Annotated in this window: 21 protein-coding genes; 13 read left to right on the top strand and 8 right to left on the bottom strand. The window is 32.2% G+C overall.

Annotated features, from left to right (window positions below):
- Positions 1–125 precede the first annotated feature (125 nt).
- Positions 126–347 (top strand): hypothetical protein, encoded by a 222-nt coding sequence (locus Anndu_RS13510; RefSeq protein ID WP_464101704.1) that lies wholly within the window; start codon positions 126–128, stop codon positions 345–347.
- A 78-nt stretch (positions 348–425) separates the two neighbouring features.
- Here the strand turns inward: Anndu_RS13510 and Anndu_RS13515 are convergent, their stop codons facing one another.
- Positions 426–1,502, bottom strand: a complete 1,077-nt coding sequence (locus tag Anndu_RS13515; RefSeq protein WP_464101705.1) for a phosphotransacetylase family protein — start codon at positions 1,500–1,502, stop codon at positions 426–428.
- 62 nt (positions 1,503–1,564) lie between these two features.
- Positions 1,565–1,939, bottom strand: coding sequence for a type IV pilus biogenesis protein EbsA (gene ebsA, locus Anndu_RS13520; RefSeq protein WP_464101706.1), 375 nt, complete (start codon positions 1,937–1,939; stop codon positions 1,565–1,567).
- Positions 1,940–2,162: 223 nt separating this feature from the next.
- On the opposite strand from ebsA, the gene sfsA reads away from it, so the two are divergent.
- Positions 2,163–2,906, top strand: a complete 744-nt coding sequence (gene sfsA / locus Anndu_RS13525; RefSeq protein ID WP_464101707.1) for a DNA/RNA nuclease SfsA — start codon at positions 2,163–2,165, stop codon at positions 2,904–2,906.
- A 48-nt stretch (positions 2,907–2,954) separates the two neighbouring features.
- Here the strand turns inward: sfsA and Anndu_RS13530 are convergent, their stop codons facing one another.
- Positions 2,955–3,224 carry a DUF6812 domain-containing protein gene (locus tag Anndu_RS13530; RefSeq protein ID WP_464101708.1) on the bottom strand — a complete coding sequence of 90 codons (270 nt, stop codon included), beginning with the start codon at positions 3,222–3,224 and terminating at the stop codon, positions 2,955–2,957.
- Between the two features lie 227 nt (positions 3,225–3,451).
- On the opposite strand from Anndu_RS13530, the gene Anndu_RS13535 reads away from it, so the two are divergent.
- From Anndu_RS13535 to Anndu_RS13555, 5 genes are all read left to right on the top strand, one after another.
- Positions 3,452–4,894 (top strand): folate/biopterin family MFS transporter, encoded by a 1,443-nt coding sequence (locus Anndu_RS13535; protein ID WP_464101709.1) that lies wholly within the window; start codon positions 3,452–3,454, stop codon positions 4,892–4,894.
- A gap of 157 nt (positions 4,895–5,051) precedes the next feature.
- Positions 5,052–6,110, top strand: coding sequence for a chemotaxis-specific protein-glutamate methyltransferase CheB (gene cheB, locus Anndu_RS13540; protein WP_464101710.1), 1,059 nt, complete (start codon positions 5,052–5,054; stop codon positions 6,108–6,110).
- Positions 6,111–6,186: 76 nt separating this feature from the next.
- The gene (locus tag Anndu_RS13545; protein ID WP_464101711.1) at positions 6,187–6,570 is read left to right on the top strand and encodes a DUF4346 domain-containing protein; all 384 of its coding nucleotides are present in this window, start codon (positions 6,187–6,189) and stop codon (positions 6,568–6,570) included.
- A 135-nt stretch (positions 6,571–6,705) separates the two neighbouring features.
- Positions 6,706–8,463: an arginine--tRNA ligase gene (gene argS, locus Anndu_RS13550; RefSeq protein ID WP_464101712.1), complete on the top strand. Its 1,758-nt coding sequence runs from the start codon at positions 6,706–6,708 to the stop codon at positions 8,461–8,463.
- A 104-nt stretch (positions 8,464–8,567) separates the two neighbouring features.
- Positions 8,568–8,774, top strand: a complete 207-nt coding sequence (locus Anndu_RS13555) for a helix-turn-helix domain-containing protein (protein ID WP_464101713.1) — start codon at positions 8,568–8,570, stop codon at positions 8,772–8,774.
- Here Anndu_RS13555 and Anndu_RS13560 read toward each other — a convergent pair.
- Positions 8,722–9,783 (bottom strand): IS630 family transposase, encoded by a 1,062-nt coding sequence (locus Anndu_RS13560; RefSeq protein ID WP_464101714.1) that lies wholly within the window; start codon positions 9,781–9,783, stop codon positions 8,722–8,724. The two genes, Anndu_RS13555 and Anndu_RS13560, sit on opposite strands and share 53 nt — an antisense overlap.
- A gap of 282 nt (positions 9,784–10,065) precedes the next feature.
- Between Anndu_RS13560 and bioB the strand changes: the two genes are divergently transcribed.
- The 3 genes from bioB to lspA all read left to right on the top strand — a co-directional run bounded on the left by bioB (position 10,066) and on the right by lspA (position 12,382).
- Positions 10,066–11,157, top strand: coding sequence for a biotin synthase BioB (bioB, locus tag Anndu_RS13565; RefSeq protein WP_464101715.1), 1,092 nt, complete (start codon positions 10,066–10,068; stop codon positions 11,155–11,157).
- A 74-nt stretch (positions 11,158–11,231) separates the two neighbouring features.
- Positions 11,232–11,831, top strand: coding sequence for a biotin transporter BioY (locus Anndu_RS13570; RefSeq protein ID WP_464101716.1), 600 nt, complete (start codon positions 11,232–11,234; stop codon positions 11,829–11,831).
- Between the two features lie 77 nt (positions 11,832–11,908).
- Complete coding sequence (gene lspA, locus Anndu_RS13575; protein WP_464101717.1) at positions 11,909–12,382, top strand: signal peptidase II; 474 nt, start codon at positions 11,909–11,911, stop codon at positions 12,380–12,382.
- A 2-nt stretch (positions 12,383–12,384) separates the two neighbouring features.
- Here the strand turns inward: lspA and Anndu_RS13580 are convergent, their stop codons facing one another.
- Together Anndu_RS13580 and Anndu_RS13585 are read right to left on the bottom strand one after the other, a co-directional pair.
- Positions 12,385–12,870: a hypothetical protein gene (locus tag Anndu_RS13580; RefSeq protein WP_464101718.1), complete on the bottom strand. Its 486-nt coding sequence runs from the start codon at positions 12,868–12,870 to the stop codon at positions 12,385–12,387.
- The gene (locus Anndu_RS13585; protein ID WP_464101719.1) at positions 12,867–13,391 is read right to left on the bottom strand and encodes a GNAT family N-acetyltransferase; all 525 of its coding nucleotides are present in this window, start codon (positions 13,389–13,391) and stop codon (positions 12,867–12,869) included. The genes Anndu_RS13580 and Anndu_RS13585 overlap by 4 nt, the downstream gene beginning before the upstream one ends.
- Positions 13,392–13,542: 151 nt before the next feature.
- Between Anndu_RS13585 and Anndu_RS13590 the strand changes: the two genes are divergently transcribed.
- Genes Anndu_RS13590 through Anndu_RS13600 form a run of 3 tightly spaced genes read left to right on the top strand, consistent with a single transcriptional unit; the run spans position 13,543 to position 17,835 of the window.
- Entirely contained in the window at positions 13,543–16,098 is a 2,556-nt protein-coding gene (locus Anndu_RS13590; protein ID WP_464101720.1) for an ATP-binding protein, read from the top strand.
- An 18-nt stretch (positions 16,099–16,116) separates the two neighbouring features.
- Positions 16,117–17,409 (top strand): hybrid sensor histidine kinase/response regulator, encoded by a 1,293-nt coding sequence (locus Anndu_RS13595; RefSeq protein WP_464101721.1) that lies wholly within the window; start codon positions 16,117–16,119, stop codon positions 17,407–17,409.
- Between the two features lie 48 nt (positions 17,410–17,457).
- The gene (locus Anndu_RS13600; protein ID WP_464101722.1) at positions 17,458–17,835 is read left to right on the top strand and encodes a response regulator; all 378 of its coding nucleotides are present in this window, start codon (positions 17,458–17,460) and stop codon (positions 17,833–17,835) included.
- Between the two features lie 14 nt (positions 17,836–17,849).
- On the opposite strand, the gene Anndu_RS13605 is transcribed toward Anndu_RS13600, so the two are convergent.
- The gene (locus Anndu_RS13605) at positions 17,850–19,397 is read right to left on the bottom strand and encodes a biotin/lipoyl-containing protein (protein ID WP_464101723.1); all 1,548 of its coding nucleotides are present in this window, start codon (positions 19,395–19,397) and stop codon (positions 17,850–17,852) included.
- Between the two features lie 103 nt (positions 19,398–19,500).
- The gene (locus Anndu_RS13610) at positions 19,501–22,566 is read right to left on the bottom strand and encodes a peptidase domain-containing ABC transporter (RefSeq protein ID WP_464101724.1); all 3,066 of its coding nucleotides are present in this window, start codon (positions 22,564–22,566) and stop codon (positions 19,501–19,503) included.
- Positions 22,567–22,621: the final 55 nt, after the last annotated feature.

Raw genomic sequence — 22,621 nt, forward strand, 5'->3', positions numbered from 1 at the left:
GAAAATAGGGGTAAATAATAAGGTTTAATGTTAGATTTTATAAGAAAAAAGGGTATAATTGAATTGGAACAATTATTATTACATTGAAAACAAAGGAGATTAATCAAAAATAGGAGGAATAGACTATGCGTCAAAAAACAGCCTTCACTTATATATTCATTGTTTTTTTAATATTTGTTACTCTTGGGGATAAATTTTTACCCGGAAGTTTAGGGAAAGCAAGTGCGAATACTCGTCAAGAAATTAACAGTTTAGTTAAAAGAATTTTTCCACAAAAAGAATTTAAAAATCCTAATCAAAGAACGGAAGATGCTGTTGATGATTTACGGGAAAAACAAAGTTTTTAAGATTACAATTAATCATTGGTCATTTTTAATTATTTTTAATTTAATGCTTAATACTTATTACTTATTATCTATAATTTATTATTTATCACCTATTAAAGAGAGTAATCTTTCTATATCAAAATATTGAGCCATAACTTCTTTAATTTGTTGGATTTTAATTTGTTCTTGTAAACGTACTTTTCCTAACGCATTGTCAATGATTTCTACCGTAGTTAAAGTATCATAATTAACCGCTAAAATTGGTATTTCTAAATCTTCAGCACGACTTAAAATTAAAGGTTGGGGGGCGACACGACCTGTTAAAATTAAACATTGGGTTGATGTTTCTAAAGCGGCCAATTGTAATTCAGTGCGATCGCCGCCTGTAACCACTGCCATGTTTTCCCTTTGCCGGAAATATTCTAAAGCCGAGTTGACATTCATCGCACCAATGGTTAAACTTTCAACCATTAGATCAAGGCGATCTTCTCGACATAAAACTTTCGCATCTAAACGGCGTGCGATCTCTCTGACACTCAAACTGTGGAGTAAACGATCTTTTGGTAACATTCCTAAAACGGGGATTTGTTTACCCTCTAAAAAAGGCTTAATCACATTGTGAGTATGTTCCCACTGTTCTTCCGGTATTCGATTAATTAAAACTCCTAAGAGGCGATGGCCTAAAAATTGTTGAGCGGTTAAAAGACTATCTACTAAAGCAACAGAGCTATAGGGTAAAACTAATAAGATGGAAGCATCGATCGCTTCTGCCATTTGCACAGTTGACAAATTAAATAAACTTCCTTCCCACAGAGTGGCCGGGCCTTCTAATAAAACTAAATCTGCGGACAATTTACTCACATTCTCTTGTAATTTTTGGGAGTAATTAGTGTCATCTTTTTCTATAATTCTATTTTGAATCGTAGTTTCATCAAGAAATAAGACAGGAGAACTAATTAAATCATTGTCTAAAGAATAAACTTGTTGAATAAATTGTAAATCTTCCTCGATCGTGCCGGAAGATTGACTGCGAATGAGAGTGCCTAAAGGCTTAACATAAGCGATCTTCTGATTTTTTTGCTGTAATTGATCAATTAAACCAATGATAGCAGAGGATTTTCCACTATAGGCATCAGTAGAACCAATTAATAAATATTTATTTTGAGAATTTGACACATTAACTCCTAATCAAAAATTTAATCAGATTTTATGCTTCATTGTTGATTGAGAAAATCAAATTAAGAAGCTAAAGATAATAATTTACGGTAAAAAGTTTGAGGGAAATCAATCGCTCCTGATTGTTTATTTCCACGAATCACGTCTATTAAATAGTCAATAAATTCAGAATTAGATAAAGATACTTCATAACTAAAATCCGCATTATTATCAAATTGTAAACGACAACGAGTCATTTCCATCGGAAGTTTTGATTTTGACCAAGTAGCAATAAAGGGTATGGGATCACCACCTTCAATCATTCTTTTTCCTTCTAAAGAAGATTCATAATAAAGACTAATAGCGTATGCTAAAAAAGGGTGTTTATTTTGGGGATAATAGGGCATATAAATCATTACATCCCCTTTTGGTGCTGGTTGTAGTTTTTCAAATGACATAAGCTTTTAAATTGATTTTAGCTCACAGTATAATGTTAATAATATTTAACAATTGACAGTGGATAGTTTTGAGTTGACAATTACCTTTACCTAAAAGTAAAGAATTGAAAATAAGGAAATTAATCAATTGTCAACTGTAATTATAATCATCTTGAGGATTGTGTGTATAGTATGATTGAAAAATCATTTAATTTTCTTGTTAGGATTTACTCAAATAAGTTTAATGTCTCATTCTACAATGATTTATCAATATCCTCCCCTCTTAGGGGGAATTTTATTAAAAAGATATAAACGCTTTTTGGCGGATATACAATTAAATTCAGGTGAAATCATTACCGCCCATTGTCCTAATACTGGGCCTATGACGGGGGTTTGTCAAGTGGGCGCCCCCGTGCAGGTTTCCCGAAGTGATAATCCTCAGCGCAAACTGGCTTATACTTGGGAGATGATCCAAATTAATCAAATATGGATTGGGATTAATACTAATCTTCCGAATAAAGTGATCAAAATTGCTTTAGAAAATAAAATTTTCCCCCAATTAGCTAATGATTATACTATCGTTAAATCAGAAGTTCCTTATGGGGAAAATAAAAAAAGTCGTATTGATTTTCTGTTAACTTCAGATGATCAAAAACCGATTTATTTAGAAGTAAAAAATACTACTTTCGCCCTTGATAATGTTGCTATTTTTCCTGATACCGTCACCACTAGAGGGCAAAAACATTTAAAAGAATTAATAAATTTAGTGCCACAAGCTCGTTGTGTAATGTTATATTTTATTAATCGTAGTGATTGTGATTTATTTAGCCCCGGAATTGAGACAGATCCAATTTATAGTAATTTATTTAAAGAAGCGGTGGAAAAAGGTGTAGAAATTTTACCTTATCGTTTTGAAGTGACACCCCAAGAAATTAATTATTTAGGTTTGGCTAAATATCAAGAATTGATAGTTAACAATGAATCATAAATTGGGATCATAAATTGTTTCATGATTAAACAACAAAGATTAAGAAGTTTATACTTCTTCTGTTAATAAAACAATATTATCTTTATTAACACATAAAAAAGAAGTCTCAATTAAAAGTTCTTGATTTTCAAAAACTTGAACATCTGTTAAAGGAATAAAATCATGCCCCTGATTTAAAATATCAGATAATCTTGAACGATAACTATGGGCTAAAAATGGTAATTTTAAAATTCCTAACAGGATCAAATTATTAAGAGTAACAATTTTAACTTTGACTTCTTTTGGTTCGTCTGATTTATGATTAAAAGTGTTAGTCATATTTTGGTACTCCTAAAACAAATTAAATCAAATAATTTCCGAAATTTTATCAAAATTAAACTTCAAGATTTTTTCGATCAATGTTTTCTTGTTATCTTCTAACATTATAACATTAATTTTCCTTAATTAGTTAATTTTTAAGTTAAGTTTAATCAATACCTTAACCATTGATCGAATCAAGAATTTATGCTTATGATAGAAAATGTCACAAATCTTAACGAAATTTTATGTTAGTTCAATCTTCTCGATTAAAAACGATAAAAGAATTTTTACAAGAAAAAATCCTGTTTGGAAATCAACCGAGTTTTGAGCTTTTCGCTATTTTAACGGTTTATTTTGTCCAAGGAATTTTAGGATTAGCTCGTTTAGCGGTGAGTTTTTTCCTGAAAGATACTTTAGGGTTATCTCCAGCACAAGTGGCCGCTTTAATGGGTATTTCTGCTTTGCCTTGGGTGGTAAAACCTTTATTTGGCTTTTTATCTGATGGTTTACCCATTTTTGGTTATCGTAGGCGCTCTTATTTATTCATTTCCGGCATTTTAGGTGCGCTGAGTTGGTTGGCTTTAGCTACGGTGGTTGATAATGTGTGGAGTGCGACTTTTGCCCTTTTGTTAACTTCTTTATCCGTTGCTATTAGTGATGTGATCGCTGACTCCATCGTGGTGGAAAGAGCCAGAGGAGAATCTTTAGGACGCTCTGGCTCTTTACAATCTTTGATGTGGGGGGCTTCTGCCTTTGGTGGCTTTATGACGGCTTATTTGAGTGGATGGTTATTAGAACATTTTTCGACTCAAGCGGTTTTTTTGATCACGGCTATTTTTCCTTTAATTGTTTCGGCGATCGCTGGATTAATTGTTGAAGATAAAATTAAACTTAAAACATCAGAAGAAACCCCAGAGCAAATTAAAATTTTAACACAGCTAAAACTCTTATGGAATGCGATTAAACAAAAATATATCCTATTACCTACTGCTTTTATTTTTCTGTGGCAAATGACACCGAGTGCGGACTCAGCCTTTTTCTTTTTTACCACTAATGAATTAGGTTTTAAACCGGAATTTTTAGGTAGAGTAAGATTATTTACCAGTTTAGCGGCCTTATTGGGAACATGGCTTTATCATCGCTTTTTCAAAAATATCCCTTTTCGTCAAATTTTAGGCTGGAGTGTGGTTGTGTCTAGTGTTTTAGGACTGAGCGCCTTATTATTAGTAACCCATGTAAACCGCATTTTAGGCATAGATGATTATTGGTTTAGTCTTGGCGATAGTATCATTTTAACGGTGATGGGACAAATTGCTTTTATGCCCGTGTTAGTCTTGGCCGCACGTCTTTGCCCTGAAGGAATAGAAGCGAGTTTATTTGCTTTATTAATGTCAATTTTCAATTTAGCGGGTCTATTATCGGGGGAGTTGGGAGCAGTTTTAACCCATTTTTTAGGGGTAACAGAAACTAATTTTGAGCGATTATGGTTATTAATTTTAATTACTAATTTATCTTCTTTATTGCCTTTAATTTTTGTTAAATGGCTACCGCAAGATGATCCCCAACAATCGCCAATTTGTGGTAATTTACCCACAGTAGAATTATTTGAACATCATCAGACAGGCTCAGTTATGGAAAATTCTTTTTTACCTGATGTTTTACCTGAATTATTGGAATCAAAAAAGTAATAATTATTAATTAAGTTGTTTAGTATAACAGGTTTCTGGGCTGTGATAAGTTATCTAATCATTTGAGATTAACTTATTTTGATAGCTCAAAACTTACTTACTAATCAACTTATCTTGCTATAATTTAAAAGAATATTGACTAAAAAGTGGCTTTTTTATGAAAAGTATTATTCGTGTTTTAGTAGTGGATGATTCCGCTTATATTCGGAAAGTAGTTAAACAAATGTTATTCCGTAGTCCATTCATTGAAGTGGTAGGAACAGCCCATGATGGACAAGAAGCCCTTGATAAAGTTGCCTTACTTAAGCCCGATGTTGTGACTCTTGATCTAGTTATGCCGGAAATGGATGGAATTGAATTTTTAAAAAGACAAATGATCATTCATCCTTTGCCCGTAGTAATTATTAGTATAGCCGATCAAAGTAGCGAAAAAGTTTTAGCTGCTTTAGATGCGGGAGCTATTGATTTTCTGCATAAACCAACGGCTTTAGCTACTGATAAAATTAAGGAAATGCAGGATGAATTAATTGAAAAAGTTAAGGCCGCTTCTTTAATTTCTTTTTCCCATCTTGATAGTATCAAAGAAAAAACTCAAATTAGTGATCATTTAATTTCTTCTATTGCTTTAAAGGATAAAACCTCTACTAAAGTAGATTTAGTTGTGATCGGTATTTCTACGGGAGGCCCTCAAGCTTTAACTTATTTGATCCCTCGGTTGCCGGCCGATCTGCCCGTAGCAGTGGCGATCGTCTTACATATGCCTGTTGGTTATACCAAAATGTATGCGGAAAGATTAAATAAAATATCCTCTTTAACGGTTAAGGAAGTTCAAGAGGGCGATCGGATCACGGCCGGTGCTGTCTTTTTGGCACAAGCGGGTAAACATTTTACTTTTCAACGTAATGCTTTAGGCGAGGTGTATGCACATTTAACCACTCATCCTTTTGATACTTTACACCGCCCCTCGGTTGATGTAATGTTCTGTTCAGCGGCCGAAATCTATCAAAATCGAGTTTTAGGAGTGATTATGACGGGCATGGGAGAAGATGGAAAACAAGGGGCGGCTTGGATCAAAGCCAAAGGCGGGATCATTTTCACGGAAGCTGAGTCTAGTTGTGTTGTTTATGGGATGCCCCGCTCAGTGGATGAGGCGGCCTTAAGTGATCAAAGTATTCCTTTAGATCGCATGGCTGAGGCGATCGTGGAAAATATTTAAAATTATAAATTAAATTAAATTTGATGGTTATTTCATAGTATAATCAGCAAGTAAATTTTACAATTGAAACAAAAAAATGAAGCCTAATCCTGAAGAATTAAAACAAATTGATGATCAATATTCTAACCGTTTTATTAATCTTGATCCTGAAGGATATTTTATTATTTATATAGATAGAAAAAACAATTTAATTTGTGCTGAACATTATACTAATACTATTAGTGAAACTGGGGTAGCTTTAGACCCCGAAACGGGCAAACCTTTACCCTGTGACAAGCCTTTAAAAAGAGTTCCCACTGTCATTTTTAAAGGGCGTACTGCTAAAGAAATTGGGATCAAAATAACAGAAGAATCAGCAAAACTACCTCTTTCTTGTTTCGATCATGCTTTATATTTAGGGCGGGAATTTGTAAGGGCAGAAATCGCTCTTTTATCGGGTGAAGATTATATTCAGGATTAATATTTTACCATAAATAAGCTACAAAATCAACCAATCAGCTAGGAGTTTGATTTACTTTAGAAAACTCCTGATCTTGTGGTAGTATTAAAAATCTAATCTATTTTTATTTTTAATTTTAAATTATTTTTAATTATTATGAGCGCTATTCTTGAACAACTCAAATTAAAAGTTAACCAAGCATTAATTAAAGCTTTTGGTGAAGAAATGAAGGAGACTGATCCTTTAATTGCCCTGACAAATAATCCTAAATTTGGTGATTATCAGTCTAATATTTCCATGAGTTTAACTAAAATTTTAAAGAAAAATCCTAGAGAAATTGCTCAGACTATTATTGATCATTTAGTAATAGATGATCTTTGTGAAAAACCGGAAATTGCAGGGCCAGGATTTATTAATTTTAAAATTAAAATTGATTACCTTGAAAATCAATTAGAACTAAATCAAAAAGATGAGCGTTTAGGCATTGAAAAAGTTAAACAATCTCAAAAAATGATTGTTGATTTTTCTAGCCCAAATATTGCGAAAGAAATGCACGTTGGCCATCTAAGATCTACGATTATTGGTGATAGTATTGCCCGAATTTTAGAGTTTAAGGGTTATGAAGTTTTAAGACTTAATCACGTTGGGGATTGGGGTACTCAATTTGGAATGTTAATTACTTATTTAAAAGAGGTTTATCCTAGTGCTTTAACTACCGCTAATGCTTTAGATATTGGGGATTTAGTCACTTTTTATAAACAAGCTAAACAGCGTTTTGATGAGGATGAAACTTTTAAAGAAACTGCTCGTCAAGCAGTGGTAAAATTACAGGCAGGAGATGAAGAAAGTCTGAAAGCTTGGCAATTACTTTGTGATCAATCTCGTAAAGAATTTAAAGTTATCTATGATATTTTAGATATTAATTTAACTGAAAGGGGAGAATCTTTTTATAATCCCTTTTTACCTGCCATTATTGCAGAATTAGAAAGTCAAAATATTGTACAAGAAGATGATGGTGCAAAATGTGTATTTTTAGACGGATTTACTAATAAAGAGGGTAATCCTTTACCTTTAATTGTACAGAAATCAGACGGAGGTTATAACTATGCTACCACCGATTTAGCGGCCTTAAATTATCGGATTAAAGAGGATCAAGCTACCCGTATTATTTATGTAACAGATGCAGGGCAATCTAATCATTTTGCTCAAGTTTTTCAAGTAGCTAAAAAAGCCAATATTTTAACAGAAAATATTGAGGTAATTCATGTACCTTTTGGCTTAGTTAAAGGTGAAGATGGCAAAAAATTAAAAACTCGATCGGGGGAAACTATTAAATTAAAAGATTTATTAGATGAAGCGATTAATTATGCTCAAAATGATTTAGAAACTCGCTTAAATAATGAAAATAGAAATGAAAGCCCTGAGTTTATTCAACAAGTGGCTAAAACGGTGGGAATTAGTGCGGTAAAATATGCAGATTTAAGTCAAAATCGCACGACCGATTATATTTTTAGTTACAAAAAAATGTTAGCTTTACAAGGGAATACTGCACCCTATTTATTATATGCTTATGTGCGGGTACAAGGTATTAGTAGAAAGGGTAATATTGACTTTTCAAATTTAGGAGAAAATGCTAAAATTTTATTAAAAGAAGATCAAGAATTAGTATTAGCAAAACATTTATTACAATTAGAAGAACTAATTACCGAAGTAGAAAAAGATTTATTTCCTAATCGTCTATGTAATTATTTATTTGAATTGAGTCAAAAATTTAATGTTTTCTTTGAAAATTGTCCCGTTTTACAGTCAGAAGAAACTATTAAAACATCACGTTTATTATTATGTGATTTAACGGCTAAAACTTTAAAATTAGGTTTATCTTTATTAGGTATTCCTGTGTTAGAAAGAATGTAATTTTTTATCTTAACCCTCTTTTAGGACTTTGAGGAAGTTATAATAGACTTGTTGCGAATTAAATATATGCGTACCTGAAACCCTTGTCACATAAGGATCGAATTTTGCAAAAAATCAATTTCGCAACAAGTCTTTTATTCTACTTCAAATGTTATCCTACATTCGATTTAGCCTCAGTCTTATTTGATTTTGACCGTTCTCAAGCTCATCGTTGGCTACATCGTTTACAAGGGATATTATACCATTTACAAAAAGTAGCTACACAGATAAAGCATTCACAATATAATCCCAACCTGCTAAAGACAGGATAAAATCTTCTTGTAAATTATTTAAGATATTAGCTACTTTATTTTTGACATCATCTAAGTTCTTAAACCAGATATTTTTTAACTGTTGTTTGATATATAACCACAGTCTTTCAATCGGATTTACTTCTGGACAATAAGGTGGTTGAAATAACAAAATTATATTCTCAGGTACTTCTAACTTTTTGGCAGTATGACAGGGTGCATTATCTAACTGTATTATATGAACCTCATCGGGATATTCTTTACTAAATTCTGTTAAATATTTACCAAAGCATTCACTATTAAAATGAGATAGTTCATAGAAAAAACTTTTGCCATTTTCTACTTCGATTAATCCATAAAGATAATAATAGTCATAATGCCATTGTAATTCTTGTTCTGGTTTGACTCCTTTTAAAGTTATTTTCCTTCCTAATTCTGTTCTAAAACCTAATCTAGTTTCATCTTGACACCAGTAACAAATATTTTTAGTATCACCCCATTTCTCTTTTATTTGAGCTATTATGCCTTTTAATCTTATGGGTAAATACTCTTTAAATACGGATATTACCCCTTCATTTTGATACTCATGATAAGGACGTGGTACTTTTAATTTTGCCCCTAATTCGTATCTCACTAATTGATGTATTGTGGTATAACTTATCTCAATATCTTGACAAGTAAATAACCATATTTTTATTTCTTGGTAACTGGTAAATCCTTGAGGCTCACTTAATTCTTTTTTGACCAGAGCCACTGTTTCTAGCTCTAGTTTTTTTGGTCTTCCTGTTTTATTATGTTCTTGTAATAATGCGTCTAATCCTTTCGTCTTATATAAGTGAAACCATTCGTAAATTGTTCTCTCACTACGTCCCATCATTACCGCTAAGTATGTGATCGTTTCAGCCACTTGAATTTTCCAAAGATATAAAGCTTGAACTTTGGCAAAATTCAAAGCTGTTTTTTGTTGTTTCATGAGATTTTTGAGGCTATGTGCTGATTCAATTACTTCTATTTTTGATATTCCTGACATACTATTGCTCCTGTTAATTTATTCCTATACTAACCCTGAACTTACTTTTTGTAAATGGTATAAGTTAATGTTAACAGCGTGTGGATTATGGAATTTATATTTGGAGGTAGCATAAGATTGAAAACAGATTAGGAAAAAGCTATGATCTTAAATATTATAATTAATAGAGGCTTTTTATTATTTCGCAACAAGTCTAATAATTCAGGATAAGCAATAACGAATAACAAAACCCGTGATAAAATTCTAGTAATTTTACTTTAAATTTTTAGACGCATTAAAAATATGGTACAGGCAACCGTCAAAACTCAGTCTTCAAAGCTTGATCTCAAAGCCTTTTCAACTTCAGAACTCAGTCAATGGCTCGATGATCTGGTTTCTCAAATTGTTAATGGCTATCGTTTAACGAAAGAACAAGCTTTAACTTTAACCGAAATTGAAGGTCAAGAAAATATTTTAATTCTATGTCAAGGGGCCGATCGCATTCGTCAAGCTTGTTGTGGTAACATAGTCGATCTATGTAGTATTGTGAATGTAAAATCCGGTAATTGTTCGGAAAATTGTAGTTTTTGTTCCCAATCTTCCCATCATCCGGGGGATAATTCTCCTGTTTACGGTTTAATGTCCCAAGAGGATATTTTGGCACAGGCTCAAGCGGCGGCGGCGGCAGGGGCTTCAAGATTTTGTTTAGTGTCTCAAGGTAAGGGTTTAAAATATAATAGCCCTAAATCTCAAGAGTTTTCCCAAATTTTAGCAACGGTTAAGGCGATCATTGATCAAACCAAAATTAAACCCTGTTGTGCTTTAGGGGAACTTACCCTTGAACAGGCACAGGCGTTAAAAGAGGCCGGTGTTACCCGTTATAATCATAATTTGGAAGCCTCAGAAAACTTTTTCCCTGAAATTGTTACTACCCATCAATGGGGCGATCGAGTGGAAACGGTGAAAAATCTCAAGGCCGTTGGCATTCAAGCTTGTAGCGGTGGTATTATTGGGATGGGTGAAAGTTGGGAAGATCGGGTGGATCTGGCCTTATCTTTACGGGAATTAGAGGTAGAATCTGTACCAATTAACCTGCTAAACCCCAGACAAGGCACTCCTTTAGGCGATCGCCCTCGTTTAGATCCCTACGAAGCTTTAAAAGCGATCGCCATTTTCCGCTTTATTTTACCCCAACAAATTTTACGTTATGCGGGTGGCAGAGAGGCCGTTATGGGTGAAATGCAAAAATTAGGGTTACAATCGGGTATTAATGCCATGTTAATTGGTCATTATTTAACCACTTTAGGACAACCTCCCGAAAAAGACCATGAAATGTTAACGCAATTGGGTTTAAAAGGCTCAGAAGCCCCTGTAATAGTTAACAGTAATCAATAAAAAATAACAAATCACAAACCACAAATAACGAATCACAAATAACCAATCAATAATTAATTTTGAATAGTTATAAATTGTCAAAAAAAGAAAAATCCGTACCTTATGAATTAATCTGGGCTTTAATAGGTGTACTGATCACTATTGGTAGTACATTTATTAAAGTTTTTATCGTTAATGCCCCTTGGGAATGGATCAAAGAAGGCATCCAAATTTATTTTTTAGGAAGCAGTTATCAAGTAGGGGCGGTCTTATTAATAGGCTGTTTAGGTGGTAAAAAAGCCGGCCTTTTATCCCAGATCGCCTATCTTTTTATTGGTTTAACTTTATTACCTGTTTTTGCTCATGGTGGGGGTTTAAATTACTATCAACAACCAAGTTTTGGCTATCTTTTAGGATTTATGCCGGGGGCTTGGTTGTGTGGTTATTTTGCCTTTTTAGCAAAACCAACTTTAGAGCGTTTAGCTATTAGTAGTTTAATCGGTTTAACTACTATTCACCTTTGTGGTATTTTATATTTAATTTTATTTAGTGCTTTTAGTGCGGGTAATAATTTTTTGATTCAATTATGGCAATGGTTTTTACAATATTCGATTGCCCCTTTTCCAAGTCAATTAATTATTATTTGTACTGTTACCATTCTTGCCTATTTATTTAGATTAATTTCATTTTATTAATTCTCCTTTTTAACAGGTTTTAACCCCTTGTTATCACCATAAAAAATAACAAATAACTAATAGTAAATAAATAAAAAATGAATAAAAATAAATTGTTTTGGTTGGTGGCGATCGCCGGAGTAATCTTAGATCAAATTACAAAATATGGCATGATTAAAATTTTTGCCATGTATGAAGATCCGATCTATTTATGGAAAGGAGTTTTTCATTTAACTTATCAAGAAAATAATGGAGCGGCTTTTAGTGTTTTTCAAGGAGGAGTAAATTGGCTTAAATGGCTTTCTTTATTTGTTAGTATTGGTTTAATTATATTAGCTCTAAAAAGCCCGAGAATGACCAAAAAAGAACAATTAGGTTATGGTTTTATTTTGGCAGGAGCTTTAGGTAACGGGCTTGATCGGTTTATTTTAGGTTATGTCATAGATTTTTTACATATTAGTTTAATTAATTTTCCCGTGTTTAATGTGGCCGATGTTTGTATTAATATTGGCATTATTTTTTTAGTTTTAACTATGCTTTTTCCTTTTTCAGAAAGTCGCAAATCAGATTAAAATTAAAATAGATCCGGACGATCGCCAATATTGCGCACTTGAGCGATCGTTTGAGGTAAAACGCCAATTAAATTAGCAAAAGCTAAATTAGACACTTGAGAAGCCGTTTGAGGATCAAACCAATTTTCAAATTGATTGAGGATCACCTGCGCCCTTTGAATAGGATCGGGATTTTCTAAAATTTTACTTAAAAGTTTGATCCATTGTCTTCTAATTAAATAGGCTCTTTGTTTTTCTTGAGAATTATTCGGTAAAATTAAAGATAATTTACCTACGGGTAAAACTTTAATCACATCCCGATCAAAAAGTCCACCGATTACCGCACCCGGCCCTGCGAACTCGGCATGATAAGGTTTATAGAGGATGATTCCATTTTTCCTACGGGGATTAATTACCCATTGTATTTGCGATCGCAAATCATGGATAATGTGAGTTTGGAAGGAAAAAGAGTTAGTGGGATAAAGACTCAGATCTAAAGTTTGCATCATAAGGATTTGATCAGTAAACAACGTTGAGGACGACCAAAAAGCCAAGAACTTAGAGTAGATTCCCTTTTCGCTAACTGATAACCGTGTTTGTGATAAAGTTTTTGGGCTGGATGATTATTTTCTAAAACATGAAGATAAATCCTTTCAAAACCCCAATCGTTCGCTATTTTTTCACAGGATTGTAATAATTGACGAGCGATTCCTTGACGGCGATAATCTCGATGGATTGCTAAATTAGAAATATAAGCATAAACTTGCTCCTTTTTAAGTGAAAATAATTGAGAACGAATAGCTATTTCGATCGTGCCAACTAATAATTCTTTTCTAATTTGATTTTCTAAAACAGTAATAGTGGCAACAAAACAGAAATATTCGGGAGAATTAGAATTTAAACGCAGACGTAAATCCTCATAAATACTCAGTTTCAAAAGAGGATAAACCCATCGCCAAGATTTTTCGGGAGGGTAGAAACTGTGAGTTATAATATTAGTGAGATCATGAAGATCAGTTTCTTGTGCCAAACGAATTGTCACTGAAAAACAAGCGGTTTAAAGAGCAGGATTAGAAAAAATAAAACTATCAAGCAATCATTATCAATTGTTCAGGGGAAATTGTCAATTATTTAAGCAAATTCTGATTTTTTGTCTCCCAAAAATATAACCAGAATCAACAATGAAAATTTGGCTAAATTATAAGTATTATAATATTCGTAGACGTTTATCTGCTTTGACTTTTGCACTGTTTTTTACTCCCATGAGTTTAATTGTCGGTTTATATTTTTTTATCATTTACCAAGCAAAGGTCAAATCTTTAGAAGTTGAATTAAAATTTAATAATAATTTAATTTTAACCCGTGAAGCTGACTTTATTGAAAAAACAATTGAAAAAATTATTCAAGATTTAAGTTTTTTATCTAAGGAAAATGAATTAAAAACTTTAATCAACGAGGGTGATTTTAACCAGAAAAATATTTTAAATCAAGAAAGTAAAATTAATTTAATTCAAAATTATCAAAATTTTGCACAAGAAAATCAAAATTATGATCAGATTAGATTAATTGATTTACAGGGAAAGGAAATAATTAAGGTTTATAAGATAGGTAATATTTATTTATCTTCTTTTGATAATCAATTAGATAATCAGTTTAAGCGATATTGGTTTCAAGAAGGTTTAAAATTAGAGCAGAATGAAATTTTTATTTCTCCTTTAGATCTTAATCTTAAAAGGGGCAAAGTTGAAGTACCTTTTAAACCTACAATTCATTTTCTTTCCCCAATTTTTAATAAAAAAGGGCAAAAAAAAGTTTTCCTTGTGATTAATTATTTAGCTCAAGATTTAATTGATAATTTGAATAAAATTAATACTTCTCAAGGTAAAATTTTTCTCATTAATGAAGAAGGTTTTTGGTTAAAAGGTTTAAATAAAAAAGATGAATGGGGTTTTATGTTTTTAGAGGGGCAAGATCGCAAATTTGAGAAGGTTTTTGCCACAGAATGGCAACAGATCCTAGAGCAAAAAAAAGGCAATATTAAAACGGATCAAGGGATATTTTCTTTTAATCAAATTGATCTTAGTTCTCAACATTTATCATTGTTTAATTCTATTTATTCTTGGCCTAATGATAATATTATTATTGTAATTTGGATGTCTCCAGAGATTTTAAAAGCACAAGTTAAGCTATTATTTAATCACTATTTTTTAGTTAATTTGATCTGTAATTTGATTATTGGGATCATTTCAGGAATTATTACTTTTATTAAAGGAGAAAAAAAAGAAATTCAATTACAATTAAAGCAAAGTGAGGCTAAATATCGTCAAATTATTGAAACGGCTGAAGAAGGAATTTGTATTATTAATAAAGAAGATTTAATTACTTTTGCTAATCCTAAACTAGCTACAATGTTAGGTTATTCTCTTAATCAAATTATAGATCAATCTTTTTTTAAGTTTGTTATTCCTAATTATCTTAATGTATTAAAAGCTAAATTTACTGACTGTCTTTGTGGGGAAAAAAATAATCTTGAATTACAATTAAATTGTGATAATAATGAGCGAATTTGGGCAATTATTTCTTTGAGTCCTATTTTTAATTTAAGGGGAAATTATCAGGGAATTTTGGCGATGATCACCGATATAAGTCATCGTTATCAATCAGAAAAAGAGTTACAACAAGCTAAACAAATTGCTGAAAAAGCATCTCAAGTTAAAAGTCAATTTATTTCTAATATTAGTCATGAATTGCGCACTCCTCTTAATGGAATTTTAGGTTATACTCAATTAATTAAAAATGATTCTAATCTTAATCAAGAACAACAACAAGCTTTAAATATTATTAATAATTGTGGGATTAATTTATTAGATTTAATTAATGATTTGTTATCATTATCTAAATTAGATGCGGATAAAATTAAAATAGAACCATCAGAATTAAATTTAATTCAACTATTAACAAGTTTAGTTAAAATAACTGAGATTAAAGCACAAAATCAGGGTTTAAAATTTAATTATTTACCCGATCCCTATTTACCAATAATGATTTATGCAGATGGGAAAATCTTAAGACAAATTTTATTGAATTTGTTATCAAATGGGATTAAATTTACTCCACAGGGGGAGGTAACATTAAAAATTGAAGTCTTATCATCTCGGCTTATTTCTAATCCAAATTCTTTAATTAATGTGGAAGTTAATTTACGTTTTACCGTTCAAGATACGGGTATTGGTATTCCTTTTAATGCACAAGAAAAAATATTTTTACCCTTTACACAACTTAATCAAAATAACAGTTTGACAGAGGGAATAGGCTTAGGCTTAACCATTGCCCAAAAATTAGTTAATCTTTTAGATAGTGAAATAAATGTTGAAAGTAGTATCGGAAAAGGTAGTATTTTTTGGTTTGATCTCAAACTTTGTGTTATTAATTGGTATAATGATCATCAGATAATTGTTAATAATTTAGAACAATTAGCTCAAGAAAGTTTAGAAAAGATCATCAATCCTAACCTAGAGCAAAGCAAAATGATGATTCCTGATCAAGAAATGGTCAAAACATTGTATGATTTAGCCAAGAAAGGATTATTAGATGAACTTAATCAAACCCTTGAGGAAATACAAATTAATAATTCCCAATTAACTCCTTTTTGTCAAGAAATTATCCTTTTGATTAAACAATTTAAACTCAAACAAATTAGAATATTATTAAATCAATGTTTATGCAAAAATTATTAATTTTAAATTAAATTTAAAATGAATGAATTAAATCATAATTTAGTTTTAGTTGTAGATGATACGGCAATAAATCTATCAATTGTTTCCCATTCTTTGAAAAAAGCAGGTTTTCAAGTGGCGGTTGAAACTGATGGAAAAAGTGCGCTTGAGTTAATCGAATATAATCCCCCTGACTTAATCTTATTAGATGTTAAAATGCCTATTTTAGATGGGTTTGAAACCTGTAGTATTCTTAAATTAAATCCAAAAACTAAAGATATTCCAATTATTTTTATGACGGCTTTGGCTGAGTCTGAAGATAAGATTAAAGGGTTTAGTTTAGGTGCGGTAGATTATATTACAAAACCTTTTCAACCTGAAGAAGTAATTGCTAGGGTTAAAACACATTTAAAATTAAGAAAATTATCTCTTGCTTTAGAAGCTCAAAATGAACAATTACAAATAGAAATTGATAAAAAAAATCAAACAGAAAAAGAGTTAAATCACACTTTAGAAAAACTCAAAAAAATTCAACAACAAATTATTGCCCAAGAAAAATTAGCCTCTTTAGGTTCGCTCACCGCAGGTATTGCCCATGAATTAAGAAATCCTCTCAATTTCATCAATAATTTTGCATTAGTTTGCGTTAATTTTTGTCAAAAAATAGTTAAAGAAATTGATTTGATTTCCGATTTAATTCCTCAAGAAAAGTTAAAAAATATTAAGACTTTGATCGAATATTTACAAAAAAGTAGTGATTCAATTTATAATCAGGGTAAACAGGCAGATAGTATTATCCGTTCAATGTTATTACACGCTAGGGGAGATCAGGGACAATTAACATTAATAGATTTAAACCAATTAATCATGGAAAATGTAGAATTATCCCTTAAAAGTTTTAAAACATCTTTGCCCACAATGGAAGTTGATCTTAAAACTGAATATGATCCTTTAATTGGTAAAGTGATGTTGAATCCCCAGTCTTTTAGTCTTGGTTTGGTTAATATTATTAACAATGCTTTTGATGAATTTAATCATCAATATGAGAAAATAGGTCAAAGTTTTATTCCTAATTTATCTATTACAACTTGTCAATTAAATGGGGGAGTTGAGATTAAAATTAAAGATAATGGTGCGGGAATTAATCCTCAAATTTTATCGAAAATTTTTGAGCCTTTTTTTACGACAAAACCCCCCGGCAAAGCTACTGGTTTGGGCTTATCTATTGCTTATGATATAATTGTCAATGAACATCAAGGAGAATTAAAAATTAACTGTGAACCTAATCAATATACAGAATTTATTATTGTTCTCCCTCAATCAGTGTCATAATAAAAGTTAGCATAATCTTAGTTTATAATCATAAATTGTTTTGAAAATATGAGTAAAAAAATTTTAGTAGTTGATGATGAAAAAATGATGAAAATGTTATTTGAGTTTCAATTTTTAGATGAAATAGAAGCTCAAATTTATGAGTTTATGTTTGCTTTTGATGGCCTAGAAGCTTTGGAAATTTTAGATAATAATTCGGAAATTGATTTATTAATTACGGATTTAAGAATGCCAAAAATGGATGGCTTTACTTTAATGGAAAATTTGAAGAAAAAAGAGTTTAATTTAACAATTTTTGTGGTTTCAGCTTATGATAAAGCGGTAAATTTAGAAAAGTCTCAACAATTAGGAGCGATCGAATTTATTAATAAACCAATTGATTTTAATTTGCTTAAAGATAAAATTAATAATTATCTAAGCAATTAAGGGTTAATTAAAACTTAACGTAAACCTTTTAAAGAGTCTTTCGCTTTAACAAATTTTTCCGTTAATAAACTTAAAAAAGTACGATCTTCGTCAATTCTAATATTAACAGTAATAGACATTCCCGACTGTAAAGAAATTTGATTTTTATTAATTTCTAAATATTGTTTTTCCAATTTAATTTTAACAGGAAAGCGATAATATTGATTAATTTCATCCGGTGGTAAAGCGTCATTTCCCACATAAATAACCGTACCATTAATCTCCCCAAATTCACTAAAAGGAAAAGAGTCAATTCTCACATCAACCGGATCATTTTTATCCACAAAACCAATATCTTGATTAGTAACAAAAACTTCAGCGATAAATTGATCATCAGGTATTATTTTTAATAATGGTTCAGTTTGAGAAGGGGAAGGTACAAATTTTTCGATCGCCTTTAAATCAAAAATAGTGCCACTGATTGGAGCAGTAACAACTTGATAATCTAAAGTTACCTCCATTTGTTTAATTTGTTTATCCGTATCAGTAATTTGTTTTTCATTTTCTACAATATTTTTAGTAAATTGACTATCAATTTCGGCGATTCTTTGTTGATTAGTTTCTAATTGATTTCTAGCATCTCTTTCATAAGTAGCAGTGGTACTTTCTAAAGTATTTTGTTTTTGTTCAATATCTAAATTTAAGCGTTGTTCTTCCTCATTTAATTCTTTTAATTCTGCTTGAATATTATCTACTTCTTGCCTTTGTTTTTCATATTGAAGTTTACCGATCGCCCCTTTTTCTGCTAAAAAACTAATCTTATTTAAAATATTAGTTTCAGTGGCTAATCTTGCTTGAGCATTCTTAGTTTTAATTGTATTTTGAGCCAATTGTTTAGCTAATTTATCCATCTCCAATTGATCAGCCATAATCCGAGCCTTAGCCTCTTGTTTTGTAATTTCATACCTGGCCAATTGTTCAGAGTTTAAATTAATCGGTTTGTCTTCAATTAAAGCATTTAAAAATTGATTTTCTTCCATTAAAGAGGTACGATTTCTAGCTAATAAAGCCACTTCTTGACGAATATTTAAACGGATAATTTCAGACTCGATCGCACTACTTTGGAGGGATTGATTAAGAATAGTACGATAGAAATTATTTTCTTCAACTAAAGATTGAAGTACAGCCTTTAAAGATTTAATTTCCACCTCAGTGCTACGGGTATCAAAAATTAATAAAGGTTCACCTTTTTCCACATGATCACCATCCTTCACTTTAACCTCATCCACCACACCATTAACAGGGGCTTTAACCTCATGAATTTTACCGATCGGTTTTAATTGTCCCACGGCCGGGACAACTTTTTCAATTTTAGCAATAGCCGCCCAAGCCACCGTCCCAACGGTAACGGCGATCAAAGACCAAATAATTAACCTTGACCAGATGGGAGATTGACGTAAAATAACAGGTTGATCAAAATCGTAGGAATAGGTTTGGCTAGTTTGATAAACTTCAAGATCAGAATTATCCCTCACACCTTTACCATTATTATTTTTATTAGCAGATTTTTTACTATTCATCATAATTAATTATTGGTTATTTAATAGTTGATAATTAATAATTGATAATTGATAATTGATAGTTGATAGTTGATAGTTGATACAGGCAAGATGCCTGTACTACTTATTACTTCCCACTACTAGAGGCTTGTTGTTGAAAAAGAGAATAATAATAGCCTCTTAAAGCCATTAACTCCTCATGAGTCCCCTGTTCTGCGATTCTTCCCGCCTCCATCAATACAATTGTATCAGCATCACGAATTGTACCGAGACGGTGAGTAATGAAGAAAACCGTTGTATCATGAAAAGTTTTTTTCAAATTGACACACACTTCATGCTCCGTTTTATAATCTAAAGCACTGGTGGCCTCGTCTAAAATCAATAAACGAGGTCTTTGTAAAACCGATCGCGCGATCGCAATCCTTTGACGTTGACCACCAGACAGAGCCGCCCCCCGTTCACCAACTCGGGTATTATAACCATTCGGTAAAGTCATAATAAAGTCATGTGCGGCCGCTATTTTAGCCGCCTCAATAATCTGCTCAGAACTAGCATCGGGGTTAGTTAAAGCAATATTTTCCTGCACCGAACCCTGAAATAAGAGGGGATCCTGAGGCACTACCCCCACCTGACGGCGCAAAGAATAAAGCTCAACTTTATTAATATCATAACCATCAATCAAAATCCGTCCCGACTCAGGCTCATAAAGTCTTGATAAAAGCTTAGTTAAGGTACTTTTACCAGCGCCACTTTGGCCGACTACGGCCACAAATGTTCCGGGCTTAATTTCTAAATCAACTTGACATAGTTGTAACGGCGCATTTTGTTTAAAACGAAAATTAATATTTTCGTAAGTCACAGCCCCTGTGATCTCAGGCATGGGAATATTTTCCCGATCCTGCTGTGCTTCTTGGGGCGTATCCACAATATCGCTTAAACGCTCTAAAGAGAGGGCGGTTTCTTGGAAATTTTGCCATAGTTGGGATAAACGCAATAGGGGGGAAGTTACATAGCCCGAAATGATCCGAAAAGCGATTAACTGCCCTAAAGTTAACTTTTCTGGGCCTTCTAAAACTAAACCAGTTCCCACCCATAACACTAATAAGGCTGAGAGTTTATTGAGAAAATTACTCATGGAACTGGCGGCCGTTGAAGTTAAAACGGTTTTAAAACCGGCCGAGACATAACGGGCATAATTTTCCTGCCAACGCCAACGGGAACGTAACTCAATATTCTGAGCTTTCACCGTTTGAATACCGGACATTACTTCTACTAAATAGGATTGAGTTTCTGCATTTCTTTCTGCTTTTTCTCTAATTTGACGGCGAATAATGGGTGAGGTAATAATTGTTAACAGAATAAAAATAGGAATTACTGATAGTGCCACTAAAGTTAAAGGAACATTATATATAAACATCACCACTATATAAACAATGGTAAAAACCGCATCTAAAACCACTGTTAAAGCCGTGCCAGTTAAAAATTGCCGGATATTTTCTAACTCATTGATCCGAGTGGAAATTTCCCCGACCGGCCTTTTTTCAAAATAACCTAAAGGTAAGCGCACTAAATGATCAATAATTTCTGAGCCTAAGCTCATATCAATGCGGTTAGTGGTATCAACAAATAAATAAGTTCGTAAACTGGTTAAAATGGCCTCAAAAATTGCTAAAATAACTAATAAAATCCCAAAAAATTGTAAAGTATCAGGGCTATTTTGGACGATTACTTTATCAATAATTTCTTGAATAACCAGAGGGTTAGCTAAGGCAAATAATTGAACAAAAAATGAGGCAATTAATACTTCTAATAATACCCATTTATATTTGATAACAGAAGGGAAAAACCAATTTAAACCAAATTTTTGTTCAGGAGTATTTTTAGTTTTTTGTAATAATAAAACTTCTCCTTGCTCTCCCCATGTATCAATAAAATCTTGAGGTTTTCTTCTTAAAATACCAATTTCTGGCACACCAATAACTAAACTTTGATCACTTATTTCATAAAGGATCCCTAAACTATCTTGCCACATCACTAATAAAGGGGCTTCTAATTTAGTTAAAGCAGTGGCTGGAATCTTTGCCAATTGAGCATTTAACCCCATTAATTCTACGATCGCACCGGCCACACTTAAGGGTAAACTTCCCTGTCTGGTAATTTGCTCTTTAACGACTTTTTGGATAATTTCCCTCCGAAAAGGCATTTTAAAATGTTGACTAAGCATTTGAAAACAAGCTACACTCGCATCAACAGGTGATTTTCCTCTAATATAAGGGTATTTTTTCAGGGAAGATTTAGAATATTTTTCCTCTATTAAAGGAGGATTAATAGGATTTAATGAGCCTTCGGGTATTTTTTCGCGCCAACCTTCTTCGGTTAAAACTTCAACGGTAGATGTTACCGTTTCTCCTTCTTGCACCCATGGATCCTTAAATTCTTCTTCAACGGGGGGTAAAGCTAAAGTTTCAAAAATTTGATCCCAAATTTGAGAGGGAAAACCGATTAAACGAGCCGGATTAGTTCCTTTAATTTCTAAATTATTAGAGTTTTGAGTTAATTTTAATTCACTTCTGAGGGGAAAATCTAAAATTTCTCCCCCACTCACAAACCAGATCTGATCTTGACGTTTTAAAGGGCTAATTAAATCATCTTCTAAATTATATTTGCCGGGGGCTAGATGATAGGGTTTACCTTGGCTCGTAATTTCGAGGGCAAATTGTTTTAAATTAAGATTAGCCTTCGCTTTTTGCTCCATTTGATGGGCTAAAATATCAAATACTTCCACAAGGGAGCATTGTTCTTGATAAATAGCTTTTAATGTGTTAACTCTATTTAATAATTGGGCAAATTCTTGGTAGGTAAAAGTTAAACAAACCACTTCAGTAGAAGCGATCGCCGTTTCACAGGCTACCCCCCTCACAAAATTAACCCAACCGATCAAAGCGCCGGGCTGTAATAATTCTAAAGGTAAATTAGTTTTTTGTCCGGGATCATATCCCAAATAACGCACTTGGCCTTCATATAAAATCGAAACTTGATGTAAAGGCTTATCCTTAAGTAAAATAGGTTGCCCCATGCGATAACGAAAAGGGGTTAAACTTCGGGCTAATTTTTCCCGCTCATCATTGGAAAGTTGGTTAAATGGTGACGTTTGGGCAATAAAGTCTTGAATAGAAATTTGAATAGTTGTCATATTCAATTTAAAATGATTGTTGATTTTTAATCAATAATTTTGATATTTTGTATAA

The sequence above is a fragment of the Annamia dubia NIES-4383 genome, from assembly GCF_055394725.1.